Annotated in this window: 15 protein-coding genes and 1 tRNA gene; 9 read left to right on the top strand and 7 right to left on the bottom strand. The window is 60.3% G+C overall.

Features of this window, described 5'->3' with window-relative positions; translation table 11 throughout:
• Nucleotides 1–215: 215 nt before the first annotated feature.
• Nucleotides 216–836, bottom strand: coding sequence for a J domain-containing protein (locus tag ACFPWW_RS20595; RefSeq protein ID WP_112571790.1), 621 nt, complete (start codon nucleotides 834–836; stop codon nucleotides 216–218).
• Nucleotides 837–941: 105 nt separating this feature from the next.
• On the opposite strand from ACFPWW_RS20595, the gene ACFPWW_RS20590 reads away from it, so the two are divergent.
• Nucleotides 942–1,223 (top strand): BolA family protein, encoded by a 282-nt coding sequence (locus ACFPWW_RS20590; protein WP_112571792.1) that lies wholly within the window; start codon nucleotides 942–944, stop codon nucleotides 1,221–1,223.
• A gap of 3 nt (nucleotides 1,224–1,226) precedes the next feature.
• Here the strand turns inward: ACFPWW_RS20590 and ACFPWW_RS20585 are convergent, their stop codons facing one another.
• Genes ACFPWW_RS20585 through ACFPWW_RS20570 form a run of 4 tightly spaced genes read right to left on the bottom strand, consistent with a single transcriptional unit; the run spans nucleotide 1,227 to nucleotide 4,793 of the window.
• The gene (locus ACFPWW_RS20585; RefSeq protein WP_112571795.1) at nucleotides 1,227–1,706 is read right to left on the bottom strand and encodes a DUF2938 domain-containing protein; all 480 of its coding nucleotides are present in this window, start codon (nucleotides 1,704–1,706) and stop codon (nucleotides 1,227–1,229) included.
• A gap of 59 nt (nucleotides 1,707–1,765) precedes the next feature.
• Nucleotides 1,766–3,076 (bottom strand): HlyC/CorC family transporter, encoded by a 1,311-nt coding sequence (locus ACFPWW_RS20580; RefSeq protein WP_377313094.1) that lies wholly within the window; start codon nucleotides 3,074–3,076, stop codon nucleotides 1,766–1,768.
• Nucleotides 3,076–4,206 (bottom strand): 3-dehydroquinate synthase, encoded by a 1,131-nt coding sequence (aroB, locus tag ACFPWW_RS20575; RefSeq protein WP_112571799.1) that lies wholly within the window; start codon nucleotides 4,204–4,206, stop codon nucleotides 3,076–3,078. Before aroB ends, ACFPWW_RS20580 begins: the two co-directional genes overlap by 1 nt.
• Nucleotides 4,203–4,793, bottom strand: a complete 591-nt coding sequence (locus ACFPWW_RS20570; protein ID WP_112757145.1) for a shikimate kinase — start codon at nucleotides 4,791–4,793, stop codon at nucleotides 4,203–4,205. Before ACFPWW_RS20570 ends, aroB begins: the two co-directional genes overlap by 4 nt.
• A gap of 148 nt (nucleotides 4,794–4,941) precedes the next feature.
• Here ACFPWW_RS20570 and ACFPWW_RS20565 point away from each other — a divergent pair, with 148 nt between their 5' ends.
• The 5 genes from ACFPWW_RS20565 (at nucleotide 4,942) to ACFPWW_RS20545 (ending at nucleotide 8,743) form a co-directional block, all read left to right on the top strand.
• Nucleotides 4,942–5,118, top strand: a complete 177-nt coding sequence (locus ACFPWW_RS20565) for a hypothetical protein (RefSeq protein ID WP_377313093.1) — start codon at nucleotides 4,942–4,944, stop codon at nucleotides 5,116–5,118.
• 4 nt (nucleotides 5,119–5,122) lie between these two features.
• A complete protein-coding gene (gene xerD / locus ACFPWW_RS20560; RefSeq protein WP_112756574.1) occupies nucleotides 5,123–6,076 on the top strand; it encodes a site-specific tyrosine recombinase XerD in 954 nt (317 codons plus the stop codon).
• Between the two features lie 62 nt (nucleotides 6,077–6,138).
• A complete protein-coding gene (locus ACFPWW_RS20555; protein ID WP_112571805.1) occupies nucleotides 6,139–7,092 on the top strand; it encodes an acetyl-CoA carboxylase carboxyltransferase subunit alpha in 954 nt (317 codons plus the stop codon).
• 194 nt (nucleotides 7,093–7,286) lie between these two features.
• A complete protein-coding gene (locus tag ACFPWW_RS20550; protein ID WP_112757143.1) occupies nucleotides 7,287–8,513 on the top strand; it encodes a L,D-transpeptidase family protein in 1,227 nt (408 codons plus the stop codon).
• A 5-nt stretch (nucleotides 8,514–8,518) separates the two neighbouring features.
• Nucleotides 8,519–8,743, top strand: coding sequence for a sulfurtransferase TusA family protein (locus tag ACFPWW_RS20545; protein WP_112571810.1), 225 nt, complete (start codon nucleotides 8,519–8,521; stop codon nucleotides 8,741–8,743).
• A 100-nt stretch (nucleotides 8,744–8,843) separates the two neighbouring features.
• On the opposite strand, the gene ACFPWW_RS20540 is transcribed toward ACFPWW_RS20545, so the two are convergent.
• Together ACFPWW_RS20540 and ACFPWW_RS20535 are read right to left on the bottom strand one after the other, a co-directional pair.
• Nucleotides 8,844–9,995 (bottom strand): CobW family GTP-binding protein, encoded by a 1,152-nt coding sequence (locus tag ACFPWW_RS20540; protein ID WP_112757141.1) that lies wholly within the window; start codon nucleotides 9,993–9,995, stop codon nucleotides 8,844–8,846.
• 9 nt (nucleotides 9,996–10,004) lie between these two features.
• Complete coding sequence (locus ACFPWW_RS20535) at nucleotides 10,005–11,138, bottom strand: D-alanyl-D-alanine carboxypeptidase family protein (RefSeq protein ID WP_112757139.1); 1,134 nt, start codon at nucleotides 11,136–11,138, stop codon at nucleotides 10,005–10,007.
• A 156-nt stretch (nucleotides 11,139–11,294) separates the two neighbouring features.
• Here ACFPWW_RS20535 and ACFPWW_RS20530 point away from each other — a divergent pair, with 156 nt between their 5' ends.
• From ACFPWW_RS20530 to ACFPWW_RS20520, 3 genes are all read left to right on the top strand, one after another.
• Nucleotides 11,295–12,458, top strand: coding sequence for a M20 aminoacylase family protein (locus ACFPWW_RS20530; protein WP_112757137.1), 1,164 nt, complete (start codon nucleotides 11,295–11,297; stop codon nucleotides 12,456–12,458).
• Nucleotides 12,459–12,531: 73 nt separating this feature from the next.
• Nucleotides 12,532–12,608 (top strand) — tRNA-Arg (locus ACFPWW_RS20525).
• Nucleotides 12,609–12,899: 291 nt separating this feature from the next.
• A complete protein-coding gene (locus tag ACFPWW_RS20520) occupies nucleotides 12,900–13,691 on the top strand; it encodes a hypothetical protein (RefSeq protein WP_162712869.1) in 792 nt (263 codons plus the stop codon).
• The last annotated feature ends 1,374 nt before the right edge of the window (nucleotides 13,692–15,065 follow it).

The raw sequence follows: 15,065 nt of genomic DNA, 5'->3' as shown, positions 1-15,065 counted from the left end.
GAACGTCGGCGATACTTCTCCGGGACTGAAACGAAACCTCGGCGGGATGATGACCGCTGGCGAGCATTCTTGAAAGAGTCCCGGACAAGAAACGCCGCGTCCGGAAGGTCGGCAGAGGCGGTGTCGGGAAACGCACAAATATATATGCCGCGGTTGCCTGCGGCCTCAGCCGATGTGGACCATACCCGATTGAAGCTCAAGAGCAAGGACGGGAATTAACAAAAACCGTTCTGCTTCAATAATTGATAGGCCTGGATGACCGCGCGGAAACGCTCTTCCGAGCCGCGATCCCCGCCATTCGCATCAGGGTGGTGCTTCTTGACCAGTTCCTTGTACTTGCTCTTGATCTCCGCCGAGGTGGCGTTCGCTGCAAGTCCCATCGTGTCGAAAGCCTTGGCTTCCAGCGATTTCAGCTTGCGCGCCTGCGGGAAACGCGGTCCACTGCCCTTGCCGCCACCTTCCTTGACGAAACCGAACGGATCACGCACGCGCGAATAGGCGCCGGAGCGAATTTCGGCATGCAGCGGGCTGTTCTTCGCATCCTTGTTGACGCCCACCGTCCAGGTGGGGCGATGGCCGGTGATCGCCTCCTTCTGGTAACGGGCGATTTCGCCGTCCGAGAGGCCGGAGAAATAATTGTAGCCCTTGTTGTAGTCCTTGACGTGTTCGAAACAGAACAAAAAGAACTGGCCTTCCGCATTGCGTCCCACAGGAGCGCGATGCGTGCCTTTTTTGTCGCAGCCGTCCCACTGACAGCTCGGAGGCGCCTGTTCGGGCTCCTGCTCTCGCCTGCGGCGCGTGCGGATGCGATCGAAATATTTGGAATCAAGTCTCATGACGGCGCTAATTATGGGGCTGCTGACGGATCACAACAAGAATTGACAAACGGGAATGTTGCTGGCTTGGTGGGAACCTTTTTCGTGAACTCAGAAGACCCGGCGATGACACTCCAGACCAGCATCGAAGAAAAGCTCAAGGCGACCTTCGCGCCCGAACGCCTTTCCGTCATCAACGAAAGCCATCTGCATGCCGGCCACCAGCCGGGCATGACGGGCACCGGCGAAACGCATTTGCGTATTCGCATCGTCTCGGAAAAGTTTACCGGCATGTCGCGCCTGCAGCGTCACAGGGCGATCACCGACCTGCTGAAGCCCGAACTCGATGCCGGGCTTCACGCACTGGCCGTCGAGCCGGCCGCCCCCGGCGAGCCCGTTCGCTGGTAGCGATCAGCGGATAAGCAGCGCCGTGGCGTAGAGCCCGAAACCGAAAACGGTGTGCGCCAGCAGATTGAGCACCCGCGCCTTCGTCGGGTTCGGCGTCTTCGAGGCCGCCCAGCCGAGGCCGAGACCCGGCTGCATCAGGAACCAGCCCGCACCGACGGTGACGATGCCGAGAATCCAGGCCGGCAGAAAGCTCGGCGCGGCAAACCAGGCCGGGCCGACGAAGACAGCCAGCAGGATGCCATAGAGGATTCCGACCGCGTAATGGCCGATCCACCCAAGCGCCAGTTCGTTGGCATAGGGTTCGGCATCGCCGATATTGTCGTGAAAGACCTTGCCCTTGCCGAGATGCCAGAACCAGCGGCCGGCCGGCGCCCAGTTCGGCGATGGCGTCACGCCAAGCCTTGCGAGAAGGATCGCCCAGATATCCATGAGGGCGGTTGCGCCGATGCCGATGGCGACGGAGCGCCAGATGATGTCGAACATGTCAGATCCCGTGGAATGAGCCGGCATGGGGGCTGTCCCTGCCGGCGTGAAGGTCATAATCAGGCGGGTTTCGTCTCGTCTTCGTCGGCGGGACGGATGCGCAGCTTGGTGATGCGGTTTTTCTCCCGCTTCATGACGACGAAGCGCTTGCCGTAGAAGGTGAAGGCCTGCCGTTCTTCCGGAATGGTCATCGATTCATGGATGACGAGACCGGCAATCGTCGTGGCTTCCTCATCCGGCAGGTTCCAGTCCAGCGCGCGGTTGAGATCGCGGATCGGCACGCCGCCATCGACGACGATGGAGCCGTCGGCTTCCTGGCGCACGCCCTGCATGTCGATATCGTGCTCGTCCGAGATATCGCCGACGATCTCTTCCAGAATATCCTCGAGCGTCACAATGCCCTGCACTTCGCCATATTCGTCGACGACGACGGCGAAATGCTGCTTGCGGCGCAGGAAGGCGTTGAGCTGGTCTTCGAGATTGGTGCTGTCGGGCACGAACCAGGGCTTCTGGGCAATCTTGACGATATCGAGCTGCTGCGGCTCCATGTTCGGTTCGGCCAGCGCCCTCAGCAGGTCCTTGGCGTGCACGACGCCGATAATGTTGTCGATCGTGCCGCGCCACAGCGGCATGCGCGTATAGGGGCTTTCGAGGATCGCCCGGACGACGGCCTCGGGCGGATCGTCGGCATTGATCGCCCGCATCGCCGTGCGGTGGACCATGATGTCGGAAAGCTCGAGCTCGCCGAGATCGAGCACGCCGCCCAGCCGGTCGCGATCGGCCTTCACGACCGAACCTTCGCGATGCAGCAGGTCGACCGCGCCGCGCAATTCCTCATGCGCAGACAGCATCGAAACCTCGCGCGACAGGTTGATGCCGAAGAGCCCAAGGATCCGGCGCACGATCGCATTGACGAAGGAGGAAATCGGACCGACCACAGCAACGAAAAGCCGCGTCGGTATGGCAACGTTGAGCGCAAAACGCTCCGGCGTCGAGATCGCCCAGCTCTTCGGCAGGACTTCCGCGAAGATGACGAGGATGACGGTCATGGCGAGCGTCGCCAGCGCCACGCCGGAATTGCCGAAAATAGCCAGAAACACGCTCGTCGCCAGCGACGAGGACAGGATGTTGGCGAGATTGTTGCCGATCAAAAGCGCGCCGATCAGCCGGTCGCGGCGCTCGATCAGCGTTCGCACCAGTCCGGCACGCTCGTCGCCATTGGCTTCCAGCGTATGGATCCGGCTTCTCGAAACGGCGGTCAGCGCCGTTTCGGACCCCGAAAAGAAGGCGGACATCAAAACAAGGGCCACGATCGAAACGATCTCCGGCCAGTAGACCGACAAAAACGCCAGGGTGCCCTCGAGTGACATCAGGGATGTTTTTCCTTGAGAAAGCTGATTACTTCGGAAGCCGGCACGTCATCGGCGACGAAGGACTGGCCGATGCCGCGCGTGAGGATGAAGGTAAGCTTGCCGCCCTTGACCTTCTTGTCCTGCGCGATCGCATCCATCAGCACCTCGGCCGGCGGCAGGGTGCCGGGGATTTCCGCCATCCGGGTCGGCAGGCCGACCGCCTTCAGATGCGCCTCGACGCGGCGGGCGTCGTCGGGACTTGCAAGGTTCATGCGCGCCGAAAATTCATGCGCCAGCACCATGCCGATCGAAACGCCTTCGCCGTGGACCAGGCGGCTGCTGTCATAGCCGGTCGCCGCCTCCAGCGCGTGGCCGAACGTATGGCCAAGGTTGAGCAGCGCCCGCTGGCCGTTCTCGCGCTCGTCGGCAACCACGACATCGGCCTTGGCCTGGCAGCTGACGGCAATCGCCTCGATACGCGCCGAGCCGCCGGCAAAAACCGCCTGCCAGTTGTTCTCCAGCCAGGCGAAGAAATCCGGCTTGTCGATCAGCCCGTATTTGGCGACTTCGGCATAACCGGCGCGGAATTCACGCTCGCTCAGCGAATTCAGCACATCCGTATCAGCGAGCACCAGATCCGGCTGATGGAAGACGCCGACGAGGTTCTTGCCGTGGCGGCTGTTGATGCCGGTTTTGCCCCCGACGGAGGAATCCACCTGGGCCAGCAGCGAGGTCGGTATCTGCACGAAACGTACGCCCCGCCTGACGATGCCGGCGGCAAATCCCGAGAGATCGCCGATGACGCCGCCACCGAGCGCGATGACATAGTCGTTGCGCTCGACGCGTGCCTCCAGAACCTTGTCGCAGACATTGATCAGATGCTCGAAGCTCTTGGTCTTCTCGCCGGCCGGCATTGTGACCGCCGCCGAAACGATGCCGGCGGCATCGAGGCTTGCCTTCAAGGCGTCGAGATAAAGCGGCGCCACATGTTCGTCGGTGACGATGGCCGCCTTGCGTCCTTTCAGCCGCGAGGCGATCTCGCCGCCGGCGCTGGCGATCAGACCCGGTCCGATCAAAATATCGTAGGCGCGCTCGCCAAGCGGCACATGCACCTTGCGGACGGCGGAGGCAGGCGTGATCGCATTCATGTGACTATTCTTTCTTTCTGCGCCTCGACCACCGCTCTCAGCACTTCATCGGCCATGACTTCCTTGCGCACGTCGCGCGAAAGCACCGTGAGATCGGCCTCGGCATAAACGGGGTAGCGGGCATTCATCAGGTTTTCCAGCGTCTGCTTCGGGTTTTCGGTCTTCAGCAGCGGGCGTGTGTCGCGCTTGTTGACCCGGTCCCAGAGCACGTCGAGATCGGCCTTCAGCCAGACCGAAAGGCCGCCCTTCTTGATATGCCTGCGCGTGCGGGTGTTGATGAAGGCGCCGCCGCCGGTGGAAACCACGCGCGGGCCGCCCTTCAGCAGGCGTTTCATCACCCGCGCTTCGAGCGCCCGGAACTCTTCTTCCCCGTAGGCGGCGAAAAGCTCCGTGATCGTCATGCGCGAAACGCGCTCGATTTCTATGTCGCTATCGACGAAGGGAATGCCGAGCTGGTGCGCAACAAGGCGGCCGACGGAGGATTTTCCGGCCCCCATGAGGCCGACGAGAATGAGATTGCGTGAACCGAGCGCGGCGCGAGCTCTGTCTCTCAGGCTGTCTGCAACGGAAACTGGGGGTTCACTCATCGGTCCATTCACACTTTGTTTGCAAACGGTATCGACAAATGCGGGTGTAGCGTCAAGTCGCGGGCAAGGGAATCATGGCACCAATACCGCTTCTTGCGCTTGCAAACATGCTTCCTATAACAGAAGCAGAGTTCTAAGGAGTAGTCGGATGCCGACCCTGATCCGTTTCCTGTCCGTCCTGGCGGTCATCGCGGGACTGATCTATGGAGCGATGTGGGCGCTTGTCACCTTCGTCGAGCCGCAGGAGCGGGATGTGACGATCCGCATTCCCTCCGAACGGGTGAACCCGCCCTCGACCGGCACGATCAACGCCACGAAGAAGTGACGCGATGAAGGATCTCGGCCGCGTCCATGTGGAATCGTTTCTCGAAATGATGAGCGCCGAACGCGGCGCCGCGGTCAACACGTTGCAATCCTACGAGCGCGACCTGGACGACCTTCGCTCCTTCCTGCACGGGCGCAGCATCCGCTTGACGGAAGCCGCCTCCAGCGACCTCGGCGCCTATCTCGCCTCTCTGTCCGCGCAGGGTTTCAAGCCCTCCTCGCAGGCCCGCCGGCTTGCCGCCATGCGTCAGTTCTACAAGTTTCTCTATGCCGAGGGCCTGCGCACGGACGATCCGACCGGCATTCTCGACGCGCCGAAAAAGGGCCGGCCCCTGCCGAAGACGATGGGTGTCGAGGACGTGACGAAGCTGCTCACCCGGGCCGAGAGCGAAGCCGCCGACCCCGCGCCCGGCCAGCTTCACCGGCTGCGCATGCTGGCACTGCTGGAATTGCTCTATGCCACCGGCATGCGTGTGAGCGAGCTGGTCTCGCTTCCGGCGCGCGTTCTCGATCAGGAAGGCCGTTTCCTGATGATCCGGGGCAAGGGCAGCAAGGAGCGGCTGGTTCCGCTCTCGCAATCGGCCATCGCCGCCGTGAAGGCCTATGGCCGCATGCTGGCGGCAGAAAGCGCCGCGTCGAAGGATCCGCACGACAGTCCCTGGCTGTTCCCGGCCGCATCGAAGGAAGGCTACCTGCCGCGCCAGGTCTTTGCCCGCGACCTCAAGAACCTCGCGATCCGTTCCGGCCTGACGCCCTCGATGATCTCGCCGCATGTCATGCGGCACGCTTTTGCGAGCCACCTTCTGGCCAACGGCGCCGACCTTCGCGTGGTGCAGGAACTCCTCGGCCATTCGGACATTTCGACAACACAAATCTATACGCATGTTCTGGAAGAACGGCTCCAGCAGCTCGTCCATACGCACCACCCCCTTGCAAAACAGGCGAAAAAGCACGAATAGGACCGGCGACAAGGGGCAGAACCAGGAAACCGCCCCGCGCACAAGGAACGGAAACGCACCTCATGCACAACTATCTCGACTTCGAAAAGCCGATCTCCGACCTCGAAGGTAAGATCATCGAGCTTAAGAAGCTGGCGACGGAAGACGAAAGCATCGACACCTCCGACGAAGTCGGCAGGCTCGAAGTCCGCGTGCGCGAGGCAATCGTCGATATCTATTCGAAGCTCAACGCCTGGCAGAAGACGCAGGTCGCGCGCCATCCGCAGCGCCCGCATTTCGTCGATTACGCCAAGACTCTCTTCCAGGAATTCACGCCGCTTGCCGGCGACCGCAAGTTTTCCGAGGACGCCGCCATCCAGGCCGGCCTTGCCCGCTTCCGCGGCCAGCCCGTCGCCGTCATCGGCCAGGAGAAGGGCAACGACACCAAGAGCCGCCTGAAGCACAATTTCGGCAGCGCCCGTCCTGAAGGCTACCGCAAGGCGATCCGCATCCTCGAAATGGCGGATCGTTTCCAGCTCCCGGTCATCACACTCGTCGATACGGCGGGCGCCTATCCGGGCGTCGGCGCCGAAGAGCGCGGCCAGGCCGAAGCCATTGCCCGTTCGACGGAAATGTGCCTCGGCGTCAAGGTGCCGCTGATCTCGATCATCATCGGCGAAGGCGGCTCGGGCGGCGCGATCGCGATTGCCACCGGCAACCGCGTCTACATGCTCGAACATTCGATCTACAGCGTCATCTCGCCGGAAGGTGCCGCCTCCATCCTCTGGCGCGATTCCACCCGTGCCAAGGAGGCCGCCACCAACATGAAGATCACCGCCGAGGACCTGAAGGCGCTCGGCGTCATCGACGGCATCATCCCCGAACCGCTCGGCGGTGCGCACCGCGATCCCGACAGCGTCATTGCCGCCACCGGCGACATGATCGCCAACGCTCTGGCCGAAATGGCCTCGCGTTCCGGCGAACAGCTGCGCAACGATCGCCGCCAGAAGTTCCTTGCCATGGGTCGAAACCTGTAAAATCCACAGGCCGGACCAGCCGATTGGGGCCAAATCTTGGCCACAATAATGTTATCTGTAACATCTGCGCTTGCAGGACATCTCTGGAAAAGTCATAGGCTGGTAAGGATTTATCAAGTATAAGCCGCCTATGATTCCGCGCTGTGCCCGGTTTCCGCAGGCGGGTTGGGTCGCATTATTGATGGGCTGATTGAATGCGCATACGTCATTTTGCCTATGTTTCGCTCATGGCACTGGCTCTGACCGGCTGCAACGATGCCTTGGAATCGGCCCAGGGCATCGACCTCTCGACCGTCAAGAACAAGGTCGAGCAGCCGCTTCCGGCCCGTATCCTGGCCGATATGTCGGCCAAGGGCATGGACCGCAATTCGCCGATCATGATCCGCATCTTCAAGGAAGAAGGTTCGCTGGAGATCTGGAAGGCGAAGACGGACAACCGTTTCGACAAGATTGCCGACTACAAGATCTGCGCCTGGTCCGGCAAGCTCGGCCCCAAGGTGAAGACGGGCGACCGCCAGGCCCCGGAAGGTTTCTACAACCTCACCCGCGCCAACCTGAACCCCAATTCCAAATATTATCTCGCCATCAACACCGGTTTCCCCAACCGCTATGACGCCGTCAACGGCCGTACCGGCAGCGACCTGATGATCCACGGCGCCTGTTCCTCGTCCGGCTGCTATTCGATGACGGACCAGCAGGTTCTGGAAATCTACGCCTTCGCCCGCGACGCCTTCAAGGGCGGTCAGCAGACGGTGCAGCTTCAGGCCTTCCCCTTCCGCATGACGGCCGAGAACATGGTCAAGCACCGCCTCGACCCGAACTACGACTTCTGGAAGATGCTGAAGGTCGGCTACGACAATTTCGAAGTCACCAAGCGCCCGCCCGAGGTCAATGTCTGCGAGAAGAAATACGTCTTCAACCAGCAGATAAGCGATGGCGGCAGCTTCAATCCCGCTGGCAAGTGCCCGGCCATGTCGACACCGCCGGCACTGACGGCAGCACTCGCCTCCTACGGCAAGACCTATGATGCCGACTACCAGGCGGCTCTGAAGAAATATGACGGCCTTGCCTGGTACGACCCGACGGAAGCCGAACGCAAGGCAGTCGTTGCCAAACTGCGCAAGGGCCGCGAACTCGCCTATGCGCCGACCGGCACGTCGCTGGAAGCCGGCCGCATGGTCAAGGTTGCCGAACTCGAAGAGTTGATGGCCAATCAGGCCGCCAAGAGCGTTGCCGCAAAGACCGCAGCGACTGCGACGCCAGTGACGCAGGCTCAGGCCACGACCGTTGCCGCAGCGCTGCCGGCCAATATTCCGGTACCGACGCAGAACCCGCTGGCCTATGCCGCACCTGAACCTTCGCCGCAGGAAACTGCGGATGCCACCAAAAAGCCGTTCTGGAAGTTCTGGGCCAGGAACTGACCGGCTTGGACGCCGTTCTCTACGATCTGCGCGGGCTGAAATGCCCGCTTCCCGTCATCAGGACACGCAAGAAGCTGACGGCCATGCCGAGCGGCGCGCTGATCCTCGTCGATACGACCGATCCGCTCGCCGTCATCGACATCCCGCATTTCTGCAATGAAGACGGCCACGAGCTCATCAGCACCGAAAAGACCGAGCGCGGCCACCGTTTCCTGATCCGCAAGGGCTGAAGCAGCCCTGCTGATGTGGAGGGAGCCTCCATCCGCTGTTCGATGCCGCCCTTCTTGATGATGCGGGCCGACGCAACGCTTCGAAGCGTATCGCGATCCTTCAGATCCGCATGCCCGGAATGGCGAGCGGATTGTCGCTGAGCGCAGCGCGATCCGGCGTGTCGAGCCGCGGCTTGCCGAGGAAGGCATCGAAGAGGTCCTTCACGAAAGCCTCCGGCAGATCCTTGGTGATCAGCACCATGCGGGTGCGCCGGTCCTCGGGGTTCGGCCAGGAGGCAAGCCGCACCGGCGGATGGAAAATGCTCTGGACGCCGTGCAGCACCAGCGGCCGCTCCGGCCGGTCCGAGGTGGCGATGATCGCCTTCATGCGCAGCAGTTTTTCGCCATGCGCCGAGCGCAGGAGATCGATGAACATTTCAAGCGCCATCGGATCGATCGCCTTCTCCTCGATGATCGAGAAGGAGCGGATCGACGCATCGTGACGGTTGACGTCATGCGGGTCCTGATGCTCATGGCCATGATGATGGTGGTGATGACCGTGCGCATGGCCATGATCGTGATGATGGTGATGCCCCTCGTGCTCATCCTCATCATGCAGCCAGCGCCCGACATCGGCGATCTTGGTCGCGGGATCGTAGAGCCCGTTGACCAGCACGCCCACCGAGCCGGCCTCGTCGCTATCGGCATCCATGACGCTCGCGCGCGGATTGAGGCCACGCAGGCGCACCGTCAGCGCATCCGTATTGCTGGCTATGCTCTTCTTCGAGATGATCAGCCTGTCGGCGACCGCAACCTGCTTGCGGGCCTCCTCGTGATTGTCGAGCGTTTGCAGACCGTTCACGGCATCGACGACGGTGACGACGCCGTCGAGCTCGAAATTCTGCGCGATGACGGGATTGCCCATGATCGCCTGCATGACGGGCGCCGGGTCGGCAAGCCCTGTCGTTTCGATGACCACGCGCTTGACCGGCTTCACGCGGCCCGTCTGCACGGCATCCATCAGGTTTGCGAGCGTATCGACCAGCTCTCCGCGCACGGTGCAGCAGAGGCAACCGTCGGAAAGCTCGATGATGGAATCGCCGGAGCTTTCGACGAGCAGATGGTCGATGCCGACATCGCCGAATTCGTTGATGATGACGGCCGCATCCTTCATGGCAGGATCTTTAAGGATACGGTTCAGAAGCGTCGATTTACCGGCGCCGAGAAAACCGGTCAGGATCGTGACCGGAATCTTGTCGCTAAGCATGCTCATGGTCTTTCCCTAGAAGGATGCCGGCCGCGGCAGCGGCACCGGTACATTGGCGAGCGCTTCCACCGCATCCCCTCTGGCGGTCTTGTCGTTCTGGGCGACCGGCTGCGGATCCTGGCCGGGAATGAGGCCGGCGAAGACGAACTGCGGCTCGTGATCCATCTCGTGGATATAGGGCGACTGCACCTTCATGCGGCCGACTTCGTCACGCGTTTCGCTGCGCACCTTGGCGCCCTTGGCGCTGCAGATATCGGCGGTAATGTCCGTCACCTGGTCCTGGCCAGGCCCGTAAGGCTTCAGTGAACCGAGCGTATCATTGGCCGTAAACTGCGTGGTAAAGCCCTTCTGCAGCAGGTTTGCCGTCGCATCGGCGCGCGCGGCCAGGCTGTCGGTGCCAAGCACGACGGAAACCAGCGTGCGGCCGTTGCGGGTAGCCGAACCGATCTGGTTGAAGCCGGAGGCGCAGATGAAGCCGGTCTTCATCCCGTCGGCGCCGGCGAAGCGGCCGATCAGCATATTGATATTCGGCACGTTCTGTTTGCCGGTGGTAAAACCTTCAAGCGAGAAATAGCCGGCATATTGCGGGAAATCGCGCCGCAGGGCGACCGTCAGGATCGCAAGGTCGCGCGCCGTCGTGTATTGCCCTTTGCCCGGCAGGCCGTTCGGATTGACGAAATGCGAATCCGTCATGCCGAGCTTTGCCGCCTCGGCGTTCATGCGCACGACAAACCCCTCCTGCGTGCCGCCGACAGCCTCGGCAACGGCCACGGCGATATCGTTGGCCGACTTGACCATCAGGATCTTCAGCGCGCTGTCGAGCGTGAACTTCTGGCCGGGCTTGAAGCCCATCTTGGCCGGCGGCGCGGCTGCCGCCCGCTTGCTCATGACGACGGGCGTATCGAGGCTGATCTGGCCGGAACGGATGGCGTCGAAGACCGTATAGACGGTCATGAGCTTGGTGAGCGAAGCCGGATACCACTTGCGGAAGGCTTCCTCATGTTCGAGCACGCGGCCGGTCTGCACGTCGACGAGAATATGCGGATTGGCCTCGGCAAGTGTAACGGACGAGACCAGAACCGCTGTTGCTGTCGCTATAAAAGAAAAGGGCCGCAAAGCGGCGAACAAACGATCGTGGCGCGTCGACAAGTGCTCGTCCTTCAGGGAATTATCTCGAAACCTTCCCCTATTTACCCTATATGGCTATGACATGGCAAAGGTCATTGACTAAGTTATTTCCAAGGCATCACGCCCTTGTGATGCTTTCAGACAGGCCCCACGCATTTCATTTACAGGAAGCCAAGAATGCCGATTCTGAATAGAGCCGCCGAACTTCAGGACGAAGTTGCAGAGTGGCGCCGTCACATCCATGCGCGTCCGGAACTTCTCTTCGCAGTCGAAAACACGGCGGCTTTCGTCGCTGAAAAGCTGAAGGAATTCGGCGTCGACGAGATCGTGACCGGGATCGGCCGCACCGGCGTCGTCGGCCTCATCAAGGGCAGGGGTGAAGGCAGCCGCACGGTCGGCTTGCGCGCCGATATGGACGCTCTTCCGCTGACCGAAATCACCGGCAAGCCCTGGGCCTCGAAAACGCCGGGAAAAATGCACGCCTGCGGCCACGACGGGCACACCGCCATGCTGCTGGGTGCCGCAAAATACCTTGCCGAGACCCGCAATTTCAACGGCAATGTCGCTGTCATCTTCCAGCCGGCCGAAGAAGGCGGCGGCGGCGGCAACCTGATGGTCAAGGACGGCATGATGGAGCGCTTCGGCATCGAAGAGGTCTACGGCATGCACAATCTGCCGGGCCTGCCCGTCGGCCAGTTCGCCACCCGCAAAGGCCCGATCATGGCGGCGACCGACGAATTCACCATCACCATCAAGGGCCGCGGCGGCCATGCCGCCCAGCCGCACCGCACGATCGACCCGATCGCCACAGGCGCGCAGATCGTCACCAACCTGCAGCTGATCGCCTCGCGCAGCGTCAATCCGCTGCGCTCGGTCGTCGTCTCCGTCACCAAGTTCAATGCCGGCTTCGCCCACAACGTCATTCCCAACGACGCCACTTTCGCCGGCACGATCCGCACGCTGGACGAAGACGTGCGTGCCCAGGCCGAGGCGCGCCTGCGCGAAATCGTGAACGGCATCTGCGCGGCCCATGGCGCGCAAGCCGACATCAACTTCCACCGCAACTACCCCGTCACCTTCAACCATGCGGAGGAGACCGAGTATGCCGTCGCCATCGCAGCCGATATTGCCGGCGAAGACAACGTCAATCCCGAAGTCGATCCGATGATGGGCGGCGAGGATTTTTCCTACATGCTGAACGCCCGCCCCGGCGCCTTCATCTTCATCGGCAACGGCGACACCGCCGGCCTGCACAACCCCGCCTACGATTTCAACGACGAAGCCATCGCCCACGGCATTTCCTACTGGGTGCGCCTTGCCGAACAGCGCCTCGGCGCCTGAAACGAAACGGCATCCGAAACGCTGAAAAAGGCTTGGCTTCACGCCAAGCCTTTTGTATGCATGGCATCCGAGTGGTCCCGTAGCTCAGCAGGATAGAGCATCAGATTCCTAATCTGAGGGTCACGCGTTCGAATCGCGTCGGGATCACCATTCTCTCACCGATAGCCAGGTCGCCACCGCACCGCACGTTGGAATCGCTCAAAAGGTTTGTCCCCACGAGCGCTGTTTTGTCCCTGATTTTTTTCGCCAATCTGATTGTGCTGACGATCATTGATTTCATTACAAGAATCGCATTCTCCTGCGAAAGATCAACGCGGAGATGGCTCTTATCGTGATGCTGACTTCGAACGTTCTCCAACGGGCATCCACTTCCTCATCTTGATGCTCCGGTCGCGATGATGGCATGCTCGTCGTACGAGCCTCCACTCCAGTGATTCACAAATGGACGAATTGACGACGCTGTTGGACAGGAAAGTTCGGACCAGCATTCGGGTGCATGGTCTACTGGTTCCGGCCAATTCTCTACAATCACGGCTTCACGTGTTCTGCCAGAACCTGGTGAGATATACGGGCGTCGAAGCCTTTCCGGTGCAGTTGAAGGGATCGGCAACAGGACTGCTCTACCGCGGCAGGAACTTCCTCGTCTGCACTGCCCATCAATTGCGGGATGTTCGGGAGGAAGAAATCGGGGTGTTGTTCCTCGATGAAAACACCTACATCAGTTCAGCGGGCTACACGCGCTTCAAGGCATCGGTACAGCAAACCGGTAGCGATGAGGTCGACCTGTGCGTTTTCGATTTTACTGAACAGGTCGAGGTAAAGGCCTCTCTGGGCAGGCGCTTCTTCACGTTGCGCAACAATGACGTCTTGGAAGACGCAGACGAGGTCCTTGGCTACCATGCCTACGGGTGTCCGTTTGATGATCAGACCTATGATATTTTCGACAATAACCATGTCGGTACTGTCATCAGATCAATGACATGCGATCCGGAGAAGGCTCCCTCCGACCCGGCACTAGGATCGTGTCGATTAGTTGGAGCGATGGACTTCGACCCGAACGGGCTATCTGGAGGGTCGGTCTTTGCTACTGTCCTGCATGGCGATGAGATCGTTTTGAAGTTCGCGGGGATCATCAACCGTGCTGGCGGAGGAGTCATTCACTTCATCAAGGCAAAATCGGTTCAGCGTCTACTTGATCTCTCTTTCGCTTATTCAAAGCCGCCGAGGCTCTAATCGCAGCCGGATGAAACTTCAGGTCATTGACCGCCAAATCGAGACGGGCAGCTCCCACTATTTCCCCACAGAAGTAAGAGCGGGATTCCATCCCGATGATCATCGGGATGGTGATCGTCGTACTCGGTCAATCCGCGACCCTCAAACAGCACCCGTCGACGAATTGCATGATAAGCGTCCCAATGGGTACTGGTCGACGCGCGCACGACATCCAGAATTAGGTCTGCAATATCTTCCCAGAGGTACGCTATGCAAGCGTGCTCTCTCGTGAATCTAGTTCAAACCCAAACCGTCCACGAGATCGGCCCTACCGATGTGAACTAGAGCTGAGATCACCGCGTTCTTTTCGTCCGATGGAGCGTTCTGAAGCTCTGCGGCGACAGCCTCTAAAACCTCAACATCATCATCCTCAGTGGACTTCGATGAGCGTCCATCCAGATAGGACAGGGTGATTGCCAGAGCGGCAGCCAGATTATGCATATGTGCCTTTCGATAGAACTTGCCGAAGGCGACCACAGGTTGAAGCAACGCTCACAGATGCACCGCAAACGATCTGAAAGACGTCGCGTTTGTTTTCTTAGAGTAATCGTCTATGGAACGTTTTGCCAATGGCCATCTTTCGGGAACGGATCGCTCTCGCAACTACTGTTTCTGCCCGCAAAGGTCGACTGGCGGCGTCGACGCAATTAGGGAAGCCTCGGAGCGGAAAGAAAATGTCAAAATCTTGAAAGCCAACCTTATTCGTAGCGGCTATCGTCCAATTGCTCCCCAGACCGCGTAAAGTACTCAACTGACCGCAGGTGTCCTTGACGTGCCGAAAGTAGCGCTGCGTCTATGTACGGCGTGCATGTGACAATTACCGATTCAGTCATCACTCGATCTCCCTATGGAGATCATGATCGAACGGGTCTGTGCCGGCTGCAAGGGCGGCTTCGAATTTCAAAGAGGTCTGGGTCTACGTCGACTTTTCCCTGCCGCCCTGGCTTTCGAGGCCACCCCCCATGACCGCTTGATACCGAAATGATCAGCCTTCTCAAAAGTGCTGGCTGGAGTTGCGACGGAGAATCACTTTCGACCGACTGGCGGCATACCACATCATCATAATCTAAGGTTTCAAAGGTTCCGGTTTCGGGGCCTTTTTGTTGCCCGACTAACAAGAGCCGAACATTGGAGACATATCAATCAAAACCTCAGGGACATATCAAATCTATCGAGCCGAAATAACCCAATGAAATCAGTGGCTGCTTATTCCCTCTGGGACAAACCTATTAAACCGCTCCACACGTTTTGCGCCGGCCCCTAGCAGCGCCGCGACGATCCAGCCGCCGATAAAGCCCATCGCCGCCCAGACGAGGCCAGCAAGGCTGAGCGGAA

This window comes from Rhizobium sp. GCM10022189, from assembly GCF_042656325.1.
In the GTDB taxonomy this organism is placed as follows: Bacteria; Pseudomonadota; Alphaproteobacteria; order Rhizobiales; family Rhizobiaceae; genus Rhizobium.
The sequence above is the reverse complement of the archived record's forward strand: the minus strand, read 5'-3'. Positions and strand labels throughout refer to the sequence as shown.